Annotated in this window: 15 protein-coding genes and 1 pseudogene; 7 read left to right on the top strand and 9 right to left on the bottom strand. The window is 71.7% G+C overall.

Annotation, left to right across the window (positions count from 1 at the left end):
- Positions 1–102: 102 nt before the first annotated feature.
- Positions 103–555: an SRPBCC family protein gene (locus tag JIAGA_RS0115650; protein ID WP_026876393.1), complete on the bottom strand. Its 453-nt coding sequence runs from the start codon at positions 553–555 to the stop codon at positions 103–105.
- A gap of 11 nt (positions 556–566) precedes the next feature.
- Complete coding sequence (locus JIAGA_RS0115655) at positions 567–1,994, bottom strand: sulfatase family protein (RefSeq protein ID WP_026876394.1); 1,428 nt, start codon at positions 1,992–1,994, stop codon at positions 567–569.
- 240 nt (positions 1,995–2,234) lie between these two features.
- On the opposite strand from JIAGA_RS0115655, the gene JIAGA_RS0115660 reads away from it, so the two are divergent.
- Complete coding sequence (locus JIAGA_RS0115660; RefSeq protein ID WP_035814425.1) at positions 2,235–2,726, top strand: AAA family ATPase; 492 nt, start codon at positions 2,235–2,237, stop codon at positions 2,724–2,726.
- A gap of 475 nt (positions 2,727–3,201) precedes the next feature.
- On the opposite strand, the gene JIAGA_RS0115665 is transcribed toward JIAGA_RS0115660, so the two are convergent.
- The 3 genes from JIAGA_RS0115665 to JIAGA_RS0115675 all read right to left on the bottom strand — a co-directional run bounded on the left by JIAGA_RS0115665 (position 3,202) and on the right by JIAGA_RS0115675 (position 7,703).
- On the bottom strand, positions 3,202–6,180 hold the full coding sequence (locus tag JIAGA_RS0115665) for a helix-turn-helix transcriptional regulator (RefSeq protein ID WP_211239678.1): 2,979 nt from the start codon (positions 6,178–6,180) through the stop codon (positions 3,202–3,204).
- Positions 6,177–6,353 carry a hypothetical protein gene (locus JIAGA_RS34615; protein WP_157553215.1) on the bottom strand — a complete coding sequence of 59 codons (177 nt, stop codon included), beginning with the start codon at positions 6,351–6,353 and terminating at the stop codon, positions 6,177–6,179. Before JIAGA_RS34615 ends, JIAGA_RS0115665 begins: the two co-directional genes overlap by 4 nt.
- Positions 6,354–6,740: 387 nt before the next feature.
- The gene (locus JIAGA_RS0115675) at positions 6,741–7,703 is read right to left on the bottom strand and encodes a carbohydrate kinase family protein (RefSeq protein WP_026876397.1); all 963 of its coding nucleotides are present in this window, start codon (positions 7,701–7,703) and stop codon (positions 6,741–6,743) included.
- A gap of 95 nt (positions 7,704–7,798) precedes the next feature.
- Between JIAGA_RS0115675 and JIAGA_RS30115 the strand changes: the two genes are divergently transcribed.
- Both JIAGA_RS30115 and JIAGA_RS0115685 read left to right on the top strand, forming a co-directional pair.
- Positions 7,799–9,232, top strand: coding sequence for an NAD-dependent malic enzyme (locus JIAGA_RS30115; protein WP_051426667.1), 1,434 nt, complete (start codon positions 7,799–7,801; stop codon positions 9,230–9,232).
- A gap of 34 nt (positions 9,233–9,266) precedes the next feature.
- Positions 9,267–9,821 carry a YqgE/AlgH family protein gene (locus JIAGA_RS0115685; protein WP_026876398.1) on the top strand — a complete coding sequence of 185 codons (555 nt, stop codon included), beginning with the start codon at positions 9,267–9,269 and terminating at the stop codon, positions 9,819–9,821.
- Between the two features lie 26 nt (positions 9,822–9,847).
- Here JIAGA_RS0115685 and JIAGA_RS36355 read toward each other — a convergent pair.
- Together JIAGA_RS36355 and JIAGA_RS0115690 are read right to left on the bottom strand one after the other, a co-directional pair.
- A pseudogene (locus JIAGA_RS36355) lies at positions 9,848–10,068 on the bottom strand (IS982 family transposase); the annotation flags it as partial.
- A gap of 463 nt (positions 10,069–10,531) precedes the next feature.
- Positions 10,532–11,314: an alpha/beta fold hydrolase gene (locus tag JIAGA_RS0115690; protein WP_035812587.1), complete on the bottom strand. Its 783-nt coding sequence runs from the start codon at positions 11,312–11,314 to the stop codon at positions 10,532–10,534.
- Between the two features lie 75 nt (positions 11,315–11,389).
- Between JIAGA_RS0115690 and JIAGA_RS0115695 the strand changes: the two genes are divergently transcribed.
- Positions 11,390–12,037 carry a TetR/AcrR family transcriptional regulator gene (locus tag JIAGA_RS0115695; protein ID WP_026876400.1) on the top strand — a complete coding sequence of 216 codons (648 nt, stop codon included), beginning with the start codon at positions 11,390–11,392 and terminating at the stop codon, positions 12,035–12,037.
- 1 nt (position 12,038) lies between these two features.
- Here the strand turns inward: JIAGA_RS0115695 and JIAGA_RS0115700 are convergent, their stop codons facing one another.
- On the bottom strand, positions 12,039–12,335 hold the full coding sequence (locus JIAGA_RS0115700; protein ID WP_026876401.1) for a hypothetical protein: 297 nt from the start codon (positions 12,333–12,335) through the stop codon (positions 12,039–12,041).
- A 143-nt stretch (positions 12,336–12,478) separates the two neighbouring features.
- Positions 12,479–12,739: a DUF3039 domain-containing protein gene (locus tag JIAGA_RS0115705; protein ID WP_026876402.1), complete on the bottom strand. Its 261-nt coding sequence runs from the start codon at positions 12,737–12,739 to the stop codon at positions 12,479–12,481.
- Positions 12,740–12,802: 63 nt separating this feature from the next.
- Between JIAGA_RS0115705 and JIAGA_RS30120 the strand changes: the two genes are divergently transcribed.
- The 3 genes from JIAGA_RS30120 (at position 12,803) to JIAGA_RS33210 (ending at position 22,800) form a co-directional block, all read left to right on the top strand.
- Complete coding sequence (locus JIAGA_RS30120) at positions 12,803–14,197, top strand: MFS transporter (RefSeq protein WP_035812588.1); 1,395 nt, start codon at positions 12,803–12,805, stop codon at positions 14,195–14,197.
- A 151-nt stretch (positions 14,198–14,348) separates the two neighbouring features.
- Positions 14,349–16,124 carry a DEAD/DEAH box helicase family protein gene (locus JIAGA_RS0115715; protein WP_026876403.1) on the top strand — a complete coding sequence of 592 codons (1,776 nt, stop codon included), beginning with the start codon at positions 14,349–14,351 and terminating at the stop codon, positions 16,122–16,124.
- 127 nt (positions 16,125–16,251) lie between these two features.
- Positions 16,252–22,800 (top strand): metallophosphoesterase, encoded by a 6,549-nt coding sequence (locus JIAGA_RS33210; RefSeq protein WP_051426157.1) that lies wholly within the window; start codon positions 16,252–16,254, stop codon positions 22,798–22,800.
- The last annotated feature ends 8 nt before the right edge of the window (positions 22,801–22,808 follow it).

Here is a 22,808-nt window from a genome sequence, read left to right on the forward strand (position 1 = left end):
GGCCGGTCGTCCGCGAAGGGTCAGGCGTGCGCACCCTCCGGGCGGCGGACGTTCGCCGACCGGGGGCCGCTAAACCAGCGCTGACCTGGCATGTGATCGAGGCTATCCGACGACGAGTTGATCGGCCAGCCTGGACAGGGACTCGTGCCAGCCCTTCAGGTGATCGTCGCGCTGCTCCTCGGTGGGATTGTCGCTGTGGGTAAGGACCAACTCGGTGCCACCGTCCGCGGCGGGCTCCAGCCGTACCTGCACCCGGCTGGCCGGCACGCTTTCGCCGTCCCACGCCCAGATGAAGGTCAGCGTCCGCGGCCGCCGGACCTCACCGTAGATCCCGTGCACGGCGATGTTGTGCCCCGCCTGCAGGCCGGTGGTCCGGAAGGAGAAGCGCCCGCCCGCGCGGGGGCTGGCCTCGTAGATCGCGGCGAACGACGGCGGCCAGAACCATCCGGCCAGCCGGCGCGGCTCGGTGAACATGGCGAACACGTCGTCGGGGTCGGCGTCGACCACCAGGGAGAGGACGGCAGTGGTGGCGTCGGGCGTGGATGACTCGACCATAGTGGCGCACTTTAGGCCATTTGCCCGGAGCCTGACGAGGGTGTGGCCACGGGTTCGTCGCCCACCTCCCGCTGTAGCTGTTCGAGCTGGGCGGACAACTCGCGCCGAACGCCGTCATAGGCCGGATCGGTGTAGACGTTCGTCAGTTCGGCCGGGTCGCTGACGAGGTCGAACAGCTCCCATTCCGGCTCCGACGCCACCGGTGACGCGCCCGGCACGCCCAGGCCGTCGCCGTAGTAGTGCACGAGCTTGTGCCGCGCGGTCCGGACTCCGTAGTGGGCCGGCACGTGGTGGATGCCGTCGAGGTGTTCCCAGTACCGGTAGTACATCGCGCTCCGCCAGTCGTCCGGCCGCGTGCCGGCGAGCAGCGGGCGCAGGCTGCGGCCCTGCATCCGCGGGTGCGCGGGCGCGCCGGCGAGGTCCAGGAACGTCTGCGCGACGTCCACGTTCAGCGCGATGGCGTCGCTCGACGTGCCGGGCGCGACCTCGCGCGGGTAGCGCACCAGCAGCGGCATCCGCAGCGACTCGTCATACATGAACCGCTTGTCGTACCAGCCGTGCTCGCCGAGGAAGAAGCCCTGGTCGGAGGAGTAGACGACGACGGTGTCCGCCGTCAGCCCGTGCCCGTCCAGCGCGTCGAGCAGCCGGCCGGTGTTGTCATCGATCGAGGCGACGCAGCGGAGGTAGTCCTTGATGTAGCGCTGGTAGGCCCAGTGGGTGCGGTCCTCGTCGGTCAAGCCGGGCGGGAAAGGCGCCTTGAGGTCGCGTTCGCCGAGGTCGCGGCCGATCCGCATCCGAGCCTCCCGGGCGGCACGCGAACGGCCCACGTAGTCGTCGAGGAGCGTGTGCGGCTCGGGCAGGTCGACGCCGTCGAACAGCCCGGCATGGACGGTGTCCGGGTCCCAGCTGCGGTGCGGCGCCTTGTGCCACAACAGAAGGCAGAACGGGCGGGACGGGTCGCGCTCGGCGATCCGTTGCAACGCCAGGTCCGTCAGCACCGTGGTGGTGTAGCCCTCGACGGTGCGCCGGCCGGCCGCGCTCAGCAGCTCGGGGTTCCAGTACTCGCCCTGGTCCTCCAGGATGTCCCAGGCGTCGAAGCCCTGCGGATCGTGGACGCCGCCGTGGCCGAGGTGCCACTTGCCCACCAGCCAGGTCTGGTACCCGGCGTCACGCAACATGGCGGGGAACGACGGCTGCCGCGCGTCGAGGTGCGTGCTCAGCGTACGCACGCCGGTGACGTGGCTGTACGTGCCGGTGAGGATCGATGCCCGGCTCGGCGAGCACAGCGCGTTGGTGCAGTACATGGCGTCGAACCGCATCCCGTCGGCGGCGATGCGGTCGATGTTGGGCGTGCGCATGAGCGACCCGCCGTACGCGGAGATGGCGTTGGCGGCGTGGTCGTCGGAGAGGATCATGACGATGTTCGGTGGCGTGGTCATCGGTGCTCCCTGTCACGATGTCCCATGTCGCGCCGACGGGTCTCCGGACGTTGGCCCGCCCGGTCCCGAATGATCACGTTACGTTGGGGTGCTCCCGCCCCACCAGGAATGCTTGCCTGCCGAAGCGGGAGAACGCCTGGGGGAGGCCCAGCGGCGGGCCGGCGAAAACCAGGTGACGCCGCCGTCCGGCCGCTGCCATACTGCCCCGCCGTGTCCACCGTGTATCTGATCACCGGCGTCATGGCGGCCGGGAAGTCCACTGTCGCGCAGGCCCTCGCCGAACGGTTGCCGAAGGCGGCGCACGTCCGCGGCGACGCGTTCCGGAAGGCCATCGTCTCCGGGCGGGCCGAGCCGGTGCCGGGCGACGTCGAGGGGGAGGCCCAGCGGCGGCTGCGCTACCGCATCGCAGCGGGCGTGGCCGACCAGTACGCCGCGGCCGGCATCACCGCCGTCGTCCAGGACATCGTGCTCGGCCCGGAGCTGGCCGGGTACGTCGATCTCGTACAGACCCGGCCGCTGCACGTCGTCGTCCTCGCACCGCGGCCGGAGGTCGTCGCCGAGCGGGAGGCGGGCCGGGCCAAGACGGGCTACGGCGACTGGACGGTGGCCGACCTGGACGGAGCGTTGCGTCAGGGAACGCCACGGATCGGGCTGTGGCTGGACACGTCGACGATGACGCTGGCGGAGACGGTCGACGCCATCCTGGCCTGCCGGTCCGACGCGGCAGTGTGAGTGTCACGTCACTCGCCACGCGGTCGGACTCTGGCGTTTTCACCGTCCGGTACGGCCTCCGAGGCGAGTGACGTGACCTGACGGCCCGCTACGTGACCCGGCGACGACGCATGTGGGCGGGGTGACCGACTGGTCGGGGGACTCCCGCAGGCGTCCTCCCATGCCCTGGGAAGGAGTCGCTCGAGCTGAGCCGCGCAGCGCACCCTGGCACGCGATATCGGCGCATTGGCACGCGAACTCATCGCTCGAGAGTCCGGTTTGTCCCGGTTCGGGGAGCGGTATCGCGTACCAAGGCGCGAGCCGCGTGATCGGTCCGCCGCAGCCCGTATCCGTGCCCCGACGACACGCGCGTCTTCCAACGGCAACCCTCCAGCCGGGCAACCGTCGCACGCGGCCAGGCGGCCAACGGCAGGCGATCTCCCGCTTTGGCAGGCAAGCATTCCTGGTGCGGCGGGAGCACCCCAACGGGACGTGATCATTTGGGGATGGGGTCGGTGAGCAGGCCGCGCTGGTAGGCGACGGACACGGCTTCGGTGCGGCTGGCGGCGCCCAGTTTCGTCATGACCCGCGACAGGTGCACGCTGACCGTTTTCTCACTGATGAACAGTTCCTCACCGACCTTGCGGTTGGTGTAGCCGCGCGCCACCAGGGCGAGCACCGACTCCTCACGCGGTGTGAGCAGCCCGGCCACCGGCCGCACCACGCCGGGCAGCGCGACGTTGGCTCGCCGGGCCAGCTCGCGGACGGCGTCGGCCAGCGGCAGCGCGCCGAGCTGCTCGGACGTGTCCAGCGCTGCGGCCAGCTCGGTGGCGGCGCCGTCACGATCGCCCGCGGCGATGAGCGTCTCGGCCAATCGCCACCGCGCCATCGCCACGTGGTAGACCTCGCCGTAGCCGAACGCTTCGACGACGTCACGCCACGGCTGCGGGTCGGTGGAGCCGGTGAGGCGGGCCTTCTCGGCGCGCAGCCTGGCCAGCCACGCCAGGCCCTCCGGCCCCAGGGTGTCCGCGCGCGGCATGCCGCGTTCGGCGGTGGTGAGGCCGTACTCGGCCAGCTGGGTGCCGGCGGCGACGGCGCGCGCCTCGGCATCCGCGTCGCCGGTGGCGCGGGCCTGCCGGGCTGCGTCGGCCTGCGCACCCACGCCCAGCGCGGCCAGCCGGATGCCGCCGAGCGGCCAGCCACTGCTGGAGCTCTTGCGCATCGACTCCAGGGCCTCCTGGACGACCGTGACGGCGGGGTCGTGCCGGCCCTGCCAGCACGCCATCTCGGCTCCGGCGATGCCTGCGAGCTGCGGGATCTGGCTGTCGCGGTGCCACTCCGGCCGCACCCGGACGAGGTCGCGCTCGGCCTCCTCGAACCTGCCCCGGCCGACCTTGATGATGGCGGCCGAGGCCGCCAGCAGCGCGGTGATGGTGTCGGAGACCTGCTCGCCCGGTGGGCTGGCCGCCGCCATGGAGTCGTCCCAGCTGCCGCGCGCGTAGTGGACCATGGCGCGCATCCAGCGCAGCTCCAGCCCGTAGGTGCTCCACGTCAGGCCCAGCTGGCCGGCACGGACGGCGGCGTCGTCGGCGATCTCGGCGGCGAGGTCCAGCAACCCCTGCTCGTACCGCGTCGTGACGAGGTTGAACACGGCGCGCTGCTCGACGAGTGGCGCATCCGCGCTCAGGGCGATGCGGCGTGCCTCCTCGAACTGCTCGCAGGCCGGTTCGATGGCGCCGGTGCGCAGCTCGGTGAAGGCAAGGGAGATGAGGGCGTCGGCCTCGGCGGCAGGCGTGCCGGAGCTGCGCGCGTCCTCGACAGCTCGCTCGGCGAAGGCGCGCGACAGGTCGTCGTCCGCGACCCAGGAGGTGCGTGCCTGCAAGGCGAGCACCCACGAGCTGACCGCGCTCGGGGGCGCGTCGGCGATGAGCTCCCAGGCCTCCCCGATGGTGCGGCTGGCTTCGTTCCACCGGCCGTTGGCCAGCAGCGACTCGGTGAGTTGGCGGCGAGTGTCGGCGCGCGTGGCCGGCTCGGAACCGCGGTCGGCGACGGCGACCGCGGCCTGCGCGTATGCGAGCGCCCGCTCGGGGTGACCGGCGGCGGTGGCGATGTCGGCGGCCCTGCGGGTGAGCGCGAGCTCGTCGACACCGGCGCGGGACTCCGGGTCGTCGACGGCGGACCACAGTTCCAGGGCCTGCTCGACGTGGCGCAGTTCGGCGGCCAGTGCACCGATGCGCATGGCGTCGTCGGCGGCGCGCACCGACGCGGCCAGCGCGGTAGGGAGGTCGTTGCTGCGCAGGCTGTGATGGGCGAGGGCGGCCGCGAGCTCGTCCTGCCCCAACTCGACGATTCGGCGGGCGTACGCGGCGTGCAGCCGAACCCGCTCGCCCGGGAGCAGGTCGGCATACACCGCCTCACGCAACAGCGCATGCCGGAACGTGTAGCCGTCGCGGTCGGTGGTGACGAGGATGTGATGCTGCAGCGCCTCGCGCAGGGCGGCGTCCAGCTCGTCGTCGTCCAGGTCGACGACGGCGCGCAGCGCACCGTGGCCCACGTGCCGTCGCCCGGTGACCGAGACCGCGCCCACGACGCGCTGCGCGGCGGGGCTCAGCGTCTCGACCCGGGCCATCAGAACGTCGGCGAGCGCCGTCGGGATGCCGCCGGCGCCGGAGGTGCTGGCAGCGACCAACTCCTCGGCGAAGAACGCGTTGCCTTCCGAACGGGCCGCGACGTCGGCGAGGGCAGTCGGTTCGATGCTGCCGTCAGCCAGCACCTCGACGAAGGCCAAGGCGTCGGCGGTGGTGAACGGCGCGAGGTCGAGCCGCTCGACCGATGGCAACCGCACCAGCTCAGCGAGCAGCGGCCGCAACGGGTGCTGCCGGTGTAGATCGTCGGAGCGGTAGGTGGCGATGACGAGCAGCCGATGGTCGGCCAGCCGGGACAGCAGGAACGACAGCAGGTCGCGGCTGGACGGGTCGGCCCAGTGCAGGTCCTCCAACGCCAGCACGAGCGGCGACTCCTGGGCCAGCTCGGCGAGCACGGTGAGGATGGCGTCGAACAGTTGGAGCTGGCCGAAGCTCGTCTCGTCGGCGGGGCCCGGCGACACGATGGGGCCGCGGCCGATGAGGCCGGTCAGCGCCGGCCGCTCGGCGACCAGGTCGTCACGTTCGAGACGTAGCTGCTCGACGATTTCCTTGAACGGCAGGTACGGCAGCCCGGCCTCGCCGACACCGAGGCAACGGCCCAGGAGCACCCGGGCGCCGCCCTCCGCGGCCTCGGCGAGGAACTCCGTCAGCAGCCGGCTCTTGCCGACCCCGGCGTCGCCGGACACCAGGACCGCGCCGGGCGAGCCGGACCGGGCGCGCTCCAGCGCACCACGCAGCTGAGCGAGCTCCGCGTCGCGCGCGATGAACGGGACTCCGGTACCGAGCCGAGGCACGACACCGATGCTCGCATACGGCACCGACAGGGTCATGGCATCAGGCCGGCCCACCGCCACCAGGTACGTCGCAGCGGCTCACCGTCACCACGTCCGTCGTCGGGCATCACCGGGGCGCCGCGCCCGGTCCGGATGACGCGTGCGGCGCGGCGTACCTCCCGGCGGCGGTAGTTGACCTCGGCCTGGATGCTCTCGATCGTGTCCATCACGGTGTCCTCCTGGGCTCGTCTCGTCTAAGACGAGAGTCGCCCTGAGGCATGGGCCGGCCCATCGGGCATTCACGCGCATTCGCGGCGTGGTTCCCTTACCCCGTCCGGTGGGCGGGGTAAGGGCCGTGTATCAGGCGTTCTTGCGCGTGTCCCTGATGCCGCGGAAGGAGTTCACCTGGTGCCGTGATGCGTCGCGGGCTGTCACCTGATCGCTGATATGTCGCCTGATCGAGTTCGTGGCGACGATCAGGCGACGTTCGCACCTGGGACGGCGCGAGGCAGGCCGTCTGATCGTCTCCAGCATATGGACACGGAACGATCAGACGACTTCGACGCGGGTTCCCGGCGCGAATTGTCACCTGATCGTTCCCGACCCGCCCGACCTGGTCAGCGAGGGGAGCGGGTGGCGAGCGCGGCGGCGGTCGGGGGGTCGGCGCCGGGGCGCTCGCAGGTCATGGCCGCGACGAGCGCGGCCCGGTCGAGGACCGCCCGCAACGGCGCCGCCGTGAGTGCGCTGAGCCGCTCGCGAGCCGCGCCGCCGAGCAGGCCCTCCAGCCGCAGCGAGTCCACCAGGCCGGCGGTGAACGCGTCGCCGGCGCCGACGGTGTCGGCCACCTGGACCTGCGGGGTGGGCGCGTCGACGGTGGTCCCGCTGCTGGTCACACCGATCGCGCCGGCGGATCCGCGCGTGACGACGACGAGCGCCGGCCCGCGCCGGGCCCACTCCGCCGCGACCGACTCGGCCGGTCGGCCGGGCGTCAGCCAGGCCAGGTCCTCGTCGCTGACCTTGACCACGTCGGCCAGCGCGATCAGCTCGTCCCACTGCCGGCTCACCGTGTCGCGCGGGCCGAGCAGCGACGGGCGTAGGTTCGGGTCGAGCACCACGCTGACCTCACCACGTGAGCGCTCCCGCCGGATCAGCTCCACCAGGGCGGCCGCACTGGGCTGGCGCGCCACCGCGATCGATCCGGTGACCAGCGCAGACGTCCCGGGCGGCAGCGTCGCGGGCAACTCGTCGGGCCGCCAGCCCCAGTCGGCGGTGCCCTCGGCGTAGAAGTCGTAGGCGGCCCGGCCCTCGCCGTCGAGCGAGACGACGGCGAGCGTCGTCAGGTCGTCCGTGGCGACGACGTGGTCCAGTCCGACGCCGTTGGTCGTGAGGTGGTCGCGGACGATCTGCCCGAACCCCCCGCCGCCGAGCCGGGCCAGCAGCTGCGTCGGGGCATCGAGCCGGGCCAGTCCCACGGCGACGTTGGCAGGCGAACCGCCGGGAATCGGCCGGTAACGGCCGTCGGGGTCGGCGACGAGGTCGACCAGGGCCTCGCCGGCGACGAAGATCTGCGCGGTGGACACGGGCACACCGTAGCGGCCCGGATGCCGCCCACCAGCGGTGACCGGCCGCGGGATCATCTACGGTGGTCCTGCTCACATTCGGCAGAAGGGTCACCGTGGTCAGCGTTCCCAGCGTCTCGTACTCGATCACCGTCCGGCTGGAGGTCCCGGCGGGCGGCTCCGCGGTGAGCCAGCTCACCGCCGCCGTCGAGAAGGCCGGCGGCCTGGTGACCGCGCTGGACGTCACCGCATCCGGATCCGACCGCATCCAGGTCGACGTCACGTGCGCGGCGACGTCGTCGGCTCACGCCGGTGAGCTGGTGACGGCGTTGCGCACGGTGCCGGGCGTCATCATCGGGAAGGTCAGCGACCGGACCTTCCTCGTCCACCTCGGCGGCAAGATCGAAGTCACGTCGAAGGTGCCCATCCGCAACCGTGACGACCTGTCGCTCATCTACACCCCGGGCGTCGCGCGGGTGTCACAGGCGCTGGTCGACAACCCGGACGACGCCCGCCGGCTCACCATCAAACGCAACACCGTCGCCGTCGTGACCGACGGGTCGGCCGTGCTGGGCCTGGGCAACATCGGCGCCACCGCTGCGTTACCGGTCATGGAGGGCAAGGCGGCGCTGTTCAAGCGGTTCGGCGACATCGACGCCTTTCCGATCTGCCTGGACACCCAGGACGTCGACGAGATCATCCGCACCGTGCAGCACATCGCGCCGGTGTTCGCCGGCATCAACCTCGAGGACATCTCCGCGCCGCGGTGCTTCGAGATCGAGGCCCGGCTGCGTGAGCTGCTGGACATCCCCGTGTTCCACGACGACCAGCACGGCACCGCCATCGTGGTGCTGGCGGCGCTGTACAACGCGCTCAAGGTGGTCGGGAAGGACATCGGCTCGATTCGCATCGCCATGTCCGGCGCCGGCGCCGCCGGGCACGCGATCGCGCAGTTGCTGGTGGCCGCCGGCGTGCGCGACATCGTGGCCGCCGACATCAACGGCGTCATCCACCCCGGCCGCGCGGACCTCACGGGCGTCCCCACCTGGTACCTGGAGCACTGCAACCCGCGTGGTGTGGTCGGTGACCTGCGCGACGCCGTCTCCGGGGCCGACGTGTTCATCGGGGTCTCCGCGCCCAACGTGCTCAGCGCCGCCGACGTCGCCACCATGGCCGACGACGCCATCGTGTTCGCGCTGGCCAACCCGGAGCCGGAGATCGACCCGCGGGCCGCCGGCGAGTACGCCGCGGTGGTCGCGACCGGGCGCAGTGACTACCCGAACCAGATCAACAACGTGCTGGCGTTCCCGGGGGTCTTCCGCGGCCTGCTCGACGCCCGCAGCCGGTCGGTCACCACCGAGATGATGACCGCCGCTGCCAAGGCGCTCGCCGCCACCGTCAAGGACGACGAGCTGAACCCGTCCTACATCGTGCCGAGCGTGTTCCACTCCGGTGTGGCCGAGGCGGTCGCGGCGGCGGTGCGCGGCAGCGTCGAGAGCATCCGGCGAACCGCCGAGGAGACCGGCGAGTTCCCAGCGATACCTGTGTGATGCGGGCCCGAGCGGGCACCATGGAGCCGTGGGCATGAATCGCTCGTTGACGGGGCAGCTCCTGGTGGCCGCGCCCGCCCTGCGCGGTTCGACCTTCGACCGGGCCGTGGTGCTCATGCTCTCCCATGACGGCGACGGCGCTCTCGGTGTCATGGTCAACCGGCCCACCGACGTGCTGGTGGGTGACGTCCTGCCGGCATGGATGTCCGTGGTGTCCGAGCCGGGGGTGGTGTTCCAGGGCGGGCCGGTGAGCCTGGACAGCGCGTTGGGCCTGGTCGCCGTCGACGGAGCCGACGAGCCACTGGGAGTGCGGCGGGTCCGCGGCCGGCTCGGCGTGGTCGACCTGGACACCCCGGCCGAGATCATCGAGCCCGCCGTCAGCGCGATGCGGGTCTTCGCGGGGTATGCCGGCTGGGCGCCGGACCAGGTGGAGGGCGAGATCGAGGAGGGTTCGTGGTTCGTGGTGGACGCCGAGCCCGGTGACGCGTTCCGCACTGACGCCGAGGACATGTGGGCGTTGGTGCTGCGGCGCCAAGGCGGGCAGCTGGCGCTGATGGCGACGTTCCCGGCGGATCCGTCGCTGAACTAGGGGGTCTCGTGGACCTTCGGCAGCGCGGATCGACGCCCAGACGCCGACCAGCTGCGTTGTCGTAGATAGGGGAACCACCAGCGGCGCTCGCTGGTCACACAGAGCAGCAACAGCGCCACCGCCAGGGTGATCAACTCGCCGCCGGACAACTCCGGTTTACGGCCCGGCCGGTGATCGCGGCGGCCCAACCCAGTGTCGGGACGACACGATCTTCGATGTGGACGTAGAGCGCTACCTGTACGAGCACTTCGTGGAGGGTGTCTGCGCAGACCCAAGAAGCCCCGGCGCGGAGCCGTAGTAGCACGCACCGGGGCCTAGCTGAAATCACTGGTGTTACCAGCACCTCCCCCAGCCACGATCAAGCCTACCCGTTGACGGGTGGCTTGCCCCGGTGTAACGATGATCAGCTGACTACATCGGGAATCCGCCGAAGTAGTCCGGAGACGGGCTATCGGGCGGCTGTTGGAGGCAATCGCTGCGGGACTCTGGCCGTTGTTCGTGGTGGCGTTCTTGATTCGGATGTGACCTTGGGCCGGACCGGCCGACCACCGGGCCACCAAGGAGCGAACGGGGACGGCTACGGTCGTCCCCCTCGTGCGTGCAGCGGTGAATGCAGATCAGGGCGCGGCGTGCTGCCGCGCTGGTCAGGAAGTGTCGCCCCCACACGTGCGGGGCTAGCCAGGGCGCGCGGCGCCGTGAGCCCGTCGGACTCACCGGAACCAGTCGGAGAGCACGCGGGCCAGGTCGGCGTCGGCCACGCCGTGCCAGCCGCCGGCGACCTCGCGGTGCTCGCCTTGGGGCAGGCGGCCGGCGACGTCGGCGGAGGTGCCGCGCAGGTAGTCGTCGCTTCCGGAGCTGCTGATCACCACGGTGGGTGTGTGCACGCTCGCGAGCAGGTCAGCGGTCATCGACTCGAGCACGGCGACGTCGTAGAGCAACGTGTGGGCCAGCGCCACGAGGCCGGGCCAGGCCGGGTGATCGCGCATTTCCTTGACGATGTGCTCCGGCACGCCGGCGCCGCGGTTGAAGAACTCCACGGCGGCGCCCCGCTCGCCGGCGTCCAGGAGCTGGCGCAGTCGGGTGACGAAGGCGTCGTCGGAGGGTTGATCGACGGCGAACGGCGGCTCCATGAGCGCGAGTTTCGGTATCGGCAGGCCTTCGGCCGCTGCCCGTAGGGCGACCGCGGCGCCGGACGAGAACCCGTAGACATAGGCGTCGCCGCCGGCCAGGTCGATGACCGCGGCGAGATCCTCCACCTCGCGCAGGGGGGAGTAGGGGAGGGCGCCGGCGGCGTCACCGCTGTCGCCGCGGCCGCGCCGGTCGTAGGTGTAGACGGTGAACCCGGCCGCGAGCGGGGCTACCGCTTCGGCCATGGGGCGCAGGCCGTGGAACGCACCGGCCGGGTCGATCATGACCAGGGCAGGCCGGGTGTCGGGGTTGGCGCGGGTGACGGCGATCGATGTGCCGTCGGCGGAGCGGGCGGTGAGGCGCATGGTTCTGGTTCCTCTCGGCGATCGATACTGAACTGTTCAGTACTCAGCGAATCACTGTACTGTACAGTTCAGTTCATGGATCGGGCAAGAGGGCGCGGCGCGCCGAAGGAGCCACTCATCCTGGACGCCGCCCGGGAGGTCTTCCTGCGACGTGGCTTCGGGCCGGCCGGCGTGGACGAGATCGCGGCCGTCGCCGGAATCTCGAAGGTCACGCTCTACAAGTACTTCGCCGGAAAGGAGCAGCTGTTCCTCGCGGTCATCCGGCGCGACATCGAGACCGCCGAGCGGATGTCCGACGACCATCTCGAAGTGCTGGCCAGCACCACGGACCTGGACCGAGACCTGCGCGCGTTCGCCAAGGAGTTCGTCACCACGGTGACCGATCCGCAGCTGTTGCGGATGCGCCGGATCGTCGCGGCCGAGGCCGAACGGTTCCCCGAGGTGGCACGGGCCTGGGACGAGCGGGCGCGCGTCCGCGGTCAGCAGACCCTGGCCCGGCTCTTCGCGGCGCTGGCCCAACGCCGGCTGCTGGACGGTGACATGAGCGTGGCGGCCGAGCAGTTCCTCTGGCTGCTGTTGGGTGCGCCGTTCAACACGGCGCTGTTCGACCCGGCGCGGGTGCCGTTCGACGACCGTGAGCTGACCGCGCACGCCGACGCGGCGGTTCGGACCTTCCTGGCGGCGTACCGAGCGGGCGGAAACCGGGCGGAGGCACCGCGGTAGCTCATGGCCGGGCGATCGGCTCGAGGACGGCGACGACGCGTCGGCCCGCGGCGCCGCGCGGGATCGCCCGCGGGGGCCGGCCCACCGGCTGGGTGCGCGTCACCCGCCACCGCAGGCCGCCGGCACTCAGCGCGTTGCCGGGCGCGTACCAGTGGATGGTCTCGCTGCCGTCGGGCTCGTCCACACCAAGGCAGACCAGGGGAGGGTCGACGCCGAGGACGCTCACCCAGGAACTCCCGACGGCGTTCGGCAGGCCGGTCCTGACCTCGACGGCACCGCGGCGCGGTTCGCCGGTCATGGTGCGCCCACCCGTCGACATGGCGGATCGGCGTGCGTGGCGGGTTCGGCGCGTCGGCCGGCGGACCGCCCGGCGCGGGACACCGTTGTCGTGACTCTCACACCTCTGTGGGTGGATCGGACGACGCCGGTGTGACAGTCCGGTCAGGACTTGTCGCCGTCTCCGGGCTTCATGGAGTCCCAGATCTCCTTGCACTGCGGGCAGACCGGGAACTTCTGCGGATCGCGACTGGGCACCCACACCTTGCCGCACAGGGCGATGACCGGAGTGCCGTTGATCATGGCCTCGGTCAGCTTGTCCTTCGGCACGTAGTGCGAGAAGCGCTCGTGATCGCCATCGCCACTGCCGGGCTGGGTGCGGCGGTCCTCGATGGTGTCGGCGCCGGGAGTCAGCTGGGTGCTCACGGCTCCCAGTGTACGGACCCCGGGGCCACCGGTCAGTGTGTGGAGCGTCGCTATGATTCGCTCGTGACATCGGAGCCGGAACGGGACATCGCGACGGGGATTCTCGGACCGGCCCACCGGCGATTGTCCATCGGCATCGTGGCGACCGTGGTGTTCATCGCGTTCGAGTCCATGGCGGTGGCGACGGCCATGCCCACCGCCGTCCCCGAACTCGACGGCATGGCGCTCTACGCGTTCGCGTTCTCCAGCTTCTTCACCACCAGCCTGTTCGCGATGGTGGTCTCCGGTGAGCTGTGCGACCGGCAGGGTCCGCGGCTGCCGCTGATCCTCGGCACGGCGTCGTTCACCGTCGGGCTCCTCCTGGCCGGCACCGCGCAGTCCATGCTGCCGTTCTTGGCCGGCCGGGCGACCCAGGGGCTGGGCGGCGGGCTGGTGATCGTGGCGCTCTACGTGGTCGTGGGACGGGCGTACCCGGAGCGCATGCGCCCGAAGATCTTCGCCGCGATGTCGGCCGCATGGGTCGTGCCGTCCATCGTCGGCCCGCTGGTGGCCGGCCTGCTCACCGACGAGCTGTCGTGGCGGTGGGTGTTCCTGGGCATCGCGCCGCTGGTGCTGATCCCCGTCGCACTGGCGCTGCCGTCCGCCCGCGCCGTCGACGGCCCGCCGCCGGGTGGTCCGTCGGACCGGGCCGGGCGCAAGCGGTTCGCGCTGGCCACCGCCCTCGGGATGGGCCTGCTGCAGTACGCCGGCAGCCGGGCCGACGCGATCGCGATCGGGGTGGCCGCCGTCGCCTTGGTGGCGCTGGCACTCAACGTGCCGAAGCTGCTGCCGCCCGGCACCATGGTGCTGCGCCGAGGGCTGCCCACCGTCGTGGCCATGCGCGGCATCCTCGCCGGCGCGTTCTTCGGCACCGAGGCGTTCCTGCCGCTGCTGCTGGTGGCCGAGCGCGGCCTGTCGTCGACACTCGCCGGGCTGTCGCTGACCGGCGGCGCCCTGGGCTGGGCCAGCGGGTCCTGGTACCAGGGCCGGACGAAGACGGTCGCGCCCCGGTACCTGCTGGTGCGGGTCGGCTGCCTGCTGGTGGCCGCGGCCATCGCCGCCGTCGGCCTGGCGCTGATCCCCTCGGTCCCGGTCGTGGTCAGCGTGCTGGCCTGGACGGTCGGCGCGTTCGGCATGGGCATGTCCATGGCCAGCATCAGCGTGCTGCTGTTCCAGCTGTCCTCGGTCGGCGACCACGGCGCCAACTCCGCCGCCATGCAGGTCAGCGACGCGCTGTTCTCGGCGACGTTCGTCGGGCTGGCTGGGACGATCTTCGGGTCCGGGCACGGCGGCGCCGGCGACTCCACGGGTGTGGCCGGCGTCGACACCTGGATCTATCTGGTGATCCTGGCCGTCATGGCGGGATTGGCCCTGGTGGGCGCCTGGGCCGCCGGACGGGTCCGGGTCACGACGGCATGAGCGACGGACGTCGTGCGGTCAAATCCCATGAGCTGTCGGTGCCGCCGGTTAGGCTCGTGCCGAAGCCCGGGTCGCCGGTCGGTGCCGGGCGCCGCCCGTGCCGGCAGTGCTGCCGCCGGGCCGGTCAGGATGTCGACGTCACGGGAGATGTGTGAGCACTTCGGCCGCTGAGCACCTGCCTCCTGCCTATCCCAATCGTGCCCCGTGGGGAACCGCGGGGCGCTTGCGCGCATGGCAGGCGGCGGCGCTCGAGGACTATCTCGCCCGCGACCCGCGCGACTACCTTGCGGTGGCCACGCCGGGTGCGGGCAAGACGACGTTCGCGCTGCGTATCGCCGCGGAATTGTTGGCACGCAAGGTGGTCCACCAGCTCACCATCGTCGCCCCTACCGAGCACCTGAAGCGTCAGTGGGCCGATGCCGCCGACAAGGTCGGCATCACCGTCGACCCCATGTTCACCGGCCGCAAGGCGCGCACCAGCCGCGACTACACGGGTGTCGCGGTCACCTACGCCGGGGTGGCGGCACATCCCATGCTGCACCGGGCGCGCTGCGAGAACCGGCGCACCCTCGTGATCCTCGACGAGGTGCACCACGCCGGCGACTCCCTGTCCTGGGGCGAGGCCACCCGGGAGGCGTTCGAGCCCGCGGCCCGGCGGCTGGCGCTCACCGGCACCCCGTTCCGCTCGGACATCAACCCCATCCCGTTCGTCACCTACGCGCCCGACGAACGCGGCGTCCCACGCAGTGTCGCCGACCACTCCTACGGGTACGCCGAGGCGCTCAAGGACGGCGTCGTTCGGCCGGTGCTGTTCCTGGCCTACTCCGGTGAGATGCGCTGGCGCACCCGGGCCGGCGACGAAGTCTCCGCGCGCCTGGGCGAGCCGCTGACCAAGGACATCACCGCGCAGGCGTGGCGCACCGCGCTGGACCCCCACGGCGACTGGATCCCGTCGGTCCTGCAGGCCGCCGACACCCGGCTCACCGAGGTGCGCCGGCACGTCCCCGACGCCGGTGGCCTGGTCATCGCCACCGACCAGGAGTCCGCACGCGCCTACGCCGCACTGTTGAAGCGCGTCTGCGGCCAGGCGCCCACCGTCGTGCTGTCCGACGAGCCCAAGGCGTCGAAGAAGATCGCGGCGTTCTCCGAGGGCGACGACCGCTGGATGGTCGCCGTCCGCATGGTCTCCGAGGGCGTCGACGTGCCCCGGCTCGCGGTCGGCGTCTACGCCACGGCCACCCAGACGCCGTTGTTCTTCGCCCAGGCCATCGGCCGCTTCGTCCGGGTTCGCAAGCGCGGCGAGACGGCGTCGATCTTCCTGCCCACGGTGCCGACGTTGTTGTCGTACGCCGGCGAGATGGAGACCTCCCGCGACCACGTCCTAGGCAAGCCGCCCGGCGCCGCCGACGACCCCCTGGCCGCTGAGGAAGCCCTCATCGCCGCGGCCCAGCGCGAGGAGACCGGCCCCGAGGAGATGGGCCCGTTCGAGGCCCTCGGCTCGGATGCGTCCTTCGACCGCGTCCTGTACGACGGTGGCGAGTTCGGCACCCAGGCGCAGACGGGGTCGGCGGAGGAAGCCGACTACCTCGGCATCCCCGGCCTGCTCGAACCGGACCAGGTCGCCGTGCTGTTGCGGCGCCGCCAGGCCGAGCAGCAGGCAGCGCGCGACGCGGCGCCGCCGGGCGACTCGTCGTCGGGCGAAACGGAGCGGCCTCGCGACCCGGCCGTGTACGAGCAGATCGCCGTGCTGCGCCGTGAGCTCAACGGCCTGGTGGGTGCGTGGCACCACCGCACCGGCAAGCCGCACGGTGTCATCCACACCGAGCTGCGCAAGGCCTGCGGCGGCCCGCCCGCCGCGCTGGCCACGGCGGCGGAGATCCAGGAGCGCATCGACACCATCCGATCCTGGGCCATCTCCCGCGGCTGAAACGCGCCGGCGACCGGCCGATCGGCCCCGCCATGGTCCGTTTCCGGATCATTCATCCCGATCTTCGGTCCGGGACATCATCGATGCCTAGCGTCGGTGCCCGCATCCGGTCGAGGAAGGGCTTCGCGTGAGGACGTCGTTGTCGAGGTGGTCGGTCGCTACCGGACTGGCCGTCGCCGTTCTGGTTCCCTTGGCGTCCGGCGCCTCAGCCGTCGCGCCCGCGTCGGTGGCAGCGTCCGGCTCCACTCCCGAGTCCACCGCCACGAGCGCGGCGGACCTGGCCGGAAGCGGCACCGCCGCCGATCCGTACCGCATCGGGACCGAGGCCGACCTCGTCCTGTGGGCGGAGCTGCTCAACGCCGGCGACGCCGACTACACCGGAGCGAAGAGCTTCCGGCTCACGGACGACATCGCGCTCACCGGGACCGTGCCGATGGTGCGGCAGTTCGCCGGCACGCTGGACGGCGCCGGGCACACCGTCAGCGGCTACACCGCCGACGTGGAGCTCCCCGCGACGGACCCGGGCGGTTTCCGGGCCGCGTTCGTCCTGCGCAACGAGGGAACCATCCAGAACCTGACGCTCGACGACCTCGAGGTCACCTGCACCGGCGAGACCGGCGCAGCGGGCCCCACCTGCGCTGGCCTGGTCGCGGACAACCACGGCACCATCGTGGCGTCGGCGGTCCACGGGACGGTGACGGCGCCCGGCTTCGAGAAGGTGGCCGGGATCGCCGGTGGCAACTACGGCGGCACCGTCCGCGACGCCGTCTTCACCGGTGACGTGACCGGGAAGTTCATGCCCGCGGGCATCGTCTCGTACGGCAACAACGGCGCCGTCGTCGAGCGGACCGTCGTCGACGCCGACGTGGTGGCCACCGCCACCGAACCGGTCGGCGGGCGCGACACCCAGCAGGGCAACGACGCCGGCCTCGTCGTCGCATACCCCAACAACGTGACGATCCGGTCGAACGTCGTCACCGGCGGTTCGATCACCTACGCCTTCCCGGGCGTCACCCCCGACTTCTACGGCCGCATCTCCGGCTACGACGGCTTCAGCCGGACCCTCGCCGACAACCACGCCTACACCGACGTGCTGATCAACGGCGAGCCGGTCACCGGCAGCGCGACCGACCAGCACGGCCAGGACGCCGACGCCGAGACCTTGCGTGACCAGGGCTTCTACGCCGCGCTGGGCTTCGACTTCGAGTCCGTCTGGCAGCTCGACTCCGAGACCGGCCTGCCGGCGCTGCGCGAGCCGGTCGAGACCGAGCCGGTGCCGCCGCTGCAGGGTTCGGGCACCGGCACCGACCCGTACCTGATCACCACCGCGGCCGAGTTCCACCAGTGGGCCGCCCTGGTCAACGACCCCGCCAACTCCGACCACACCGGTGTCCGGCACTACCGGCTCACGTCGGACATCACGCTGACCGAGCCGTTCGCCATGGTGAACCAGTTCCGCGGCACGTTCGACGGAGCCGGCCACACCATCAGCGGGCTGACCATCGAGGCGGACCTGTCGACGCGGAACGTGGCGGCGATGGTCGTCGAGAACTCCGGTGTCATCAAGAACCTCGTGCTCGCCGACGTCGACGTCACCATGACCGGCAGCCGCGGGCCGGTCACCGGGCCGACGGCGGCGGCACTGGTCGCGCGCAACGTCTCCCGTGGCCTCGTCCAGTCCGTCGCCGTCCAGGGCCGGGTCGAGGCGCCGGGCGCGGAGAAGGGCGCCGGGCTGGTCGGTGAGAACCTGGGCGGGACCATCCGGGACTGCTCGTTCGAGGGCACGGTCCGGTCGAACCTCATGGCCGCCGGTGTCGCGGCCTACAACAACGGCAACGGGTCCATCCAGCGCTGCCTGGTGGACGCCGACCTGGCGACCCTGTCCACCGAGCCGGTCGACGGCCGCGACGAGCAGCGCGGCAACGACGCGGCCCTGATCCTGGCCTACCCGAACACCGGCACCGTGCAGGCCAGCGTCGCCTACGGCGGCTCCATCGAGTACGCGTATCCCGGTGTCACCCCCGGCTTCTACGGGCGCATCTCCGGTTACGACGGCTACAGCCGCCTGCTGCGCGACAACCTCGCCAACGAGAACATCACCATCAACGCGGCGACGGTGTCCGGCCAGGCGGGCGATCAGAACGGCGCGGACCGCTCCGCCGAGCAGCTGGCCGACCGGTCCACCTACGAGGCGCTGGGCTGGGACTTCGGCTACACGTGGGGCTGGGACGACGAGCGCGCCCGGCCGGTGCTGAGCTACGCCGACACGTCGATGCGGCCGGACCGCATCGCCGTCACGTTCCACGGCGACGCGGAGACCCGCAAGGGCTTCAGCTGGTACACCGAGGACGAGGCGGCCGCCGCGGTCGTCCGGGTGAGTACGGCGCCGGACCTGGCGGACCCCGTCGAGGTGACCGCGGAGTCGGCCGTGCTGCCGGGAGGGGTGCGGCACCAGGCCGTGGCCGACGGGCTCGTACCGGACACGACGTACTACTACCAGGTCGGCGACGCGGCGTCGGGCAACTTCAGCGCGGTCGGGACCTTCCGCACCGCGGCGCCCGCCGGTCCCTTCTCGTTCGTCAGCCTGACCGACACCCAGTCGCAGACCGAGGCCGAGGCCCAGATCTCGGCCGAGACGATGGCGAAGTCGCTGGCCACCGTCCCCGACGCGGCGTTCCTGCTGCACAGCGGTGACGTGGTGGAGCGGGGCACCGACGAGACCATGTGGCGTGACCTGCTCAACCTGGCCGGTGGCACGCTCACCCGCACCACCATCGTCCCGGCCGCCGGCAACCACGACACGGGTGAGAACGCCTTCGTCGACCACTTCAACCTCGAGCGCAACGGCGACACCACAGACGGCACGTACTACTCGTTCGACTACAGCAACGCCCATGTCGCGGTGCTCAACACGAACGAGGACCCGGCGCAGGGCGTGTCCGCGCAGCAGCTGGACTGGTTGCGCGCGGACGTGGAGGCGGCCCGGTCGCGGGGCGCGGAGTGGGTGATCGTCAACCTGCACAAGGGGCCGTACACGACGGCGGTGCACCTGGACGACCCGGACGTCGTGCGGATGCGTGACACCCTGGTGCCGCTGATGGACGAGCTCGGCATCGACCTGGTGCTGCAGGGGCACGACCACATCTACGCGCGGACCGAGCACCTCGCGTACGACCCGGACGGCGTCGCGAACGCCCGGCCGGTCGAGGCCAGCCGGTACACCGAACTCGTGGGCGGCAAGCGCATCGAGTACACCGTCAGCCCGGACGGCGTCCGGTACCTGCTGCCCGGCACCGCCGGTGCCAAGCACTACGACCAGGCCACCAACCCCTCCGGCATCGACATGGACGCCTACCTGGGTCTGTTCGACCGGTCCGACCAGGGCCGCACGTCGGCGGCGGACGAGCGCAACGCCCAGTACTTCGCTGGTGTCCAGGTCGACGGCGACCGGCTCGACGTCGTCATGTACCAGATCAAGGACCGCGCCCAGCCGTTCGCGCTGGAGGGATTCGGCATCGACCGGGAAGTCACCGCGGTGGCCGAGGCCATCGACGCGCTGCCGGACCCGGCCGACGCGACGGCGGGCGACCGGCCGGCGGTGACCGCCGCCAGGACCGCCTTCGAGGAGCTGACCCGCGCCCAGCAGACGGCGGTCGCCAACGCCAGCCGCCTCGCCGACGTGGAGCGCGCCCTGGAAGGGGTCGACGGCACGGTGCCGTGGCACGTCGACGGCGCCGGCGCCCGGCAGAGCATCGCCGTCGGCAACACCACGGACACCGATGTCGAGCACACCCCGGTGCTGCTGCGCCTGGACGCCGTCCCGGCCGGCACACCCGCGGGTGCGCTGCAGCTCGTCGACGCCGTCGGGCACCCGGTCCCGTACGAGATCGAGCACTGGGATCCGGCCGGAACCACGACGGTGTGGGCTCGGCTGCGCCGCGTCGGCGCCGGTGAGGCGGCCCATCTCTGGGCGTACTACGGGGCCGCGCCGTCGTCGCACGACCCGACGGCGGTGTGGCGGGGCGACCACCTGCTGGTCGAGCACTTCTCCCGGTCGGCCGCGGCCGGCGAGACGCTGACCGACTCGACCGGCCGTGCCGCCGGCATCGTCGAGGGCGGCGACCTGACCGCCCGCACCGGGCCGGCCGGAACCCGGGTGGCCGACTTCGAGGCGACCAAGATCAGCTACGGCGACGTCGGCGGCGGGCTGGACCAGGTCACCGTCAGCACGGTGGTCACCGCGGCCGCCGACCAGCCGAACGAGCTGTCCGCGATCGTCGCGAAGGACCTGCTGGGCAACGGCCAGGGCGACACCTTCCTGCTGGGGCTGAACGCCGCCGAGCGGCGGCTGCTGGCCCAGCACGTCGGCATCTGGTACCAGTCGAGCAGCACGACGCGCCGGCCGTCCGAGGCCGCCGTCGAACTGCCCGCCGACGGCGAGCCGCATCTACTCACCCTCAGCTACGACGGCATGACCTTCGCGGTCTTCCTCGACGGCGTCCTGGTGCACCAGAACTTCGCCGAGTACCGCACCACGCTAGGAGACCCGGACACGCCCACCACCATCGGCGCCTTCTCCGACCCCGGGCGGGTCAGCGGCGGCTTCACCGGCACCATCGACGAGGTCCAGTTGACCGGCAACCGCACCAGCCCGGACCTCGAGCGGTTCCGGTACGCGACGTGGTCCGGCGACGGCATCGGCTACGGCACCGTTCGGGACCGGGACGACGACGGCGTCGACCTCACCGTCGCGCTCCCGCTGGCCGGCAGCGCCGTCGACGCCGGAACGGTCACCGTGCGCGGCCTGGTGACGGCGGACAGCACCCTCACCGCGACGATCGACGGGCAGGAGCACGACCTCGGCCCGGCCGGTGCCGGCGAGTTCGCCGTCGACGTGCCCGTGTACGCGCCCGGCGAGCAGACCGTCACCCTGACGGCGTCGGCCGGCGACGACGAGACCGCCACCACGGAACTGACCCTGGACGTGTCGGACATCGAAGCGCCGGCGCAGCCGCGGACCGACGACACCGCCGTCGACGGGACCGTCGTCATCGGCCACGACGAGGCGAGGCTCGACGCCGTCGTCGATGCCGGCGCCGGAGAGCGCAACTCGGTGCAGTTCATGCGCAGCTCCGCGGTCGAGCTCGACGCCGAACAGGTGACCATGCGCGCCGGCACCACCCCCGCGGCACTGCCGGACGAGGTGGCGCCCACCGCCGGCGAACCGTCGGCGGAACCGTACGCGACCACCGAGGGCATCGGAGCCACCCCGTACCAGATCTTCGACGTGGAGCTGACCGGCGCGCAGGCCCGCGCCGAGTCCTACCGGCTCACCTGGGAGGGCCAGGCCGAGCGCGAGGTCACCGCCTATTACTGGGACCACGCGCAGGAACGCTGGGTCCGCTCCGCCTCCGCGTACGCACCGGACGGATCGGCCGCGTCGATGGACATCGAGGTCCCGCGAGCCGGCGCGCTGCAGGGCCGTACCATCACGGTGCTGCTCTGGCGCGGACTCGGCGAGGAACTGGCCGGACGCGACAGCTACGACCCCCGGCCGGGCCAGTTCGACTTCAGCTTCGCGCTGGTCCCGGACACCCAGCTGTACGCGCAGAGCTACCCGGACCTGTACCGGCAGCAGTTCGAGCACATCGCCGAGACGGCGCCGGAGAACCGGACCGCGATGGCGCTGCACCTGGGCGACGTCGTCAACCGGCCGTGGCTGTCCGAGGAGCACCAATGGGAGGCGGCCGACACCGCGTTCGACGTGCTGGACGAGGCCGGGGTGCCGTACGCGATCACCTGGGGCAACCACGACTACAACAACGACAGCAACAACCGCATCCTGTACGAGCGGTGGTTCTCCGCGGACCGGCTGCGTGAAAGCGCCGGCGAGCTGTGGGGCGACTCCGACGGCATCGACAACGCCTACTACCTCGCGGAGCAGGACGGTGCCGAGATCATGGTGCTGACCGTCGGGTTCTGGGCTGACGACGCCGACCTCGCCTGGGCAGCGGACGCCATCGAGGCGCACCCGGACCATGCGGTCATCCTGGTCACGCATTCGTACACCGGCTCCCCGGGCGGGCTGTCCGGCGAGGGCGGGCGCATCCGCGACGCGCTGGTCGCGCCGTACGACAACATGAAGCTCATCCTCAGCGGCCACGTCACCGGCGTCGGCATGCACTACGAGGAGATCGACGGCCGCCCGGTCTACGGCGTGCTCACGGACTACCAGGGCCTGCCGTTCGGCGGGCTGGGCTTCCTGCGGCACCTCAAGTTCGACGTCGAGAACGACCTCGCCTACTTCACGACGTACTCGACCTACACCGGGGAGACCACCTCGCCGTACGGCAACCGCCAGATGACCGGCCCGGGGGAGTACCACCAGACCGACGCGGACAACTTCGTGATCCCGGTGGACCTGGGCGGTACGTCCGTGCGCACCGTCACGACGTCCTCGCTGCACCTGGCCACGGCGCCCGACGAACCGGTGGGCGACCCGGTCGACGTCGTCGGGGCCGGCACCGTCTCGGTGGAGCTGCCCGCCAGGATGCTGCGGCCGCGGACGACGGTGCGGTGGTACGCCGTCGTGACGGATGCGGCTGGCAACAGCACGGTCAGCGGCCACCGGACGTTCGCCGTGGAGCGTTACCGGCCGGGCCTGCCGCGGGAGTAGGCCCCGCC

Origin of the sequence: Jiangella gansuensis DSM 44835, from assembly GCF_000515395.1 — a bacterium.
Classification (GTDB): Bacteria; Actinomycetota; Actinomycetes; order Jiangellales; family Jiangellaceae; genus Jiangella; species Jiangella gansuensis.

Excerpts from the sequence above, each read along its gene's own strand:
- JIAGA_RS0115650 (WP_026876393.1), bottom strand. The coding sequence starts at position 555 with ATGGTCGAGTCATCCACGCCCGACGCCACCACTGCCGTCCTCTCCCTG.
- JIAGA_RS0115655 (WP_026876394.1), bottom strand. The coding sequence starts at position 1,994 with ATGACCACGCCACCGAACATCGTCATGATCCTCTCCGACGACCACGCC.
- JIAGA_RS0115660 (WP_035814425.1), top strand. The coding sequence starts at position 2,235 with ATGGCGGCCGGGAAGTCCACTGTCGCGCAGGCCCTCGCCGAACGGTTG.
- JIAGA_RS0115665 (WP_211239678.1), bottom strand. The coding sequence starts at position 6,180 with ATGACCCTGTCGGTGCCGTATGCGAGCATCGGTGTCGTGCCTCGGCTC.
- JIAGA_RS0115685 (WP_026876398.1), top strand. The coding sequence starts at position 9,267 with ATGAATCGCTCGTTGACGGGGCAGCTCCTGGTGGCCGCGCCCGCCCTG.
- JIAGA_RS0115690 (WP_035812587.1), bottom strand. The coding sequence starts at position 11,314 with ATGCGCCTCACCGCCCGCTCCGCCGACGGCACATCGATCGCCGTCACC.
- JIAGA_RS0115695 (WP_026876400.1), top strand. The coding sequence starts at position 11,390 with ATGGATCGGGCAAGAGGGCGCGGCGCGCCGAAGGAGCCACTCATCCTG.
- JIAGA_RS0115700 (WP_026876401.1), bottom strand. The coding sequence starts at position 12,335 with ATGACCGGCGAACCGCGCCGCGGTGCCGTCGAGGTCAGGACCGGCCTG.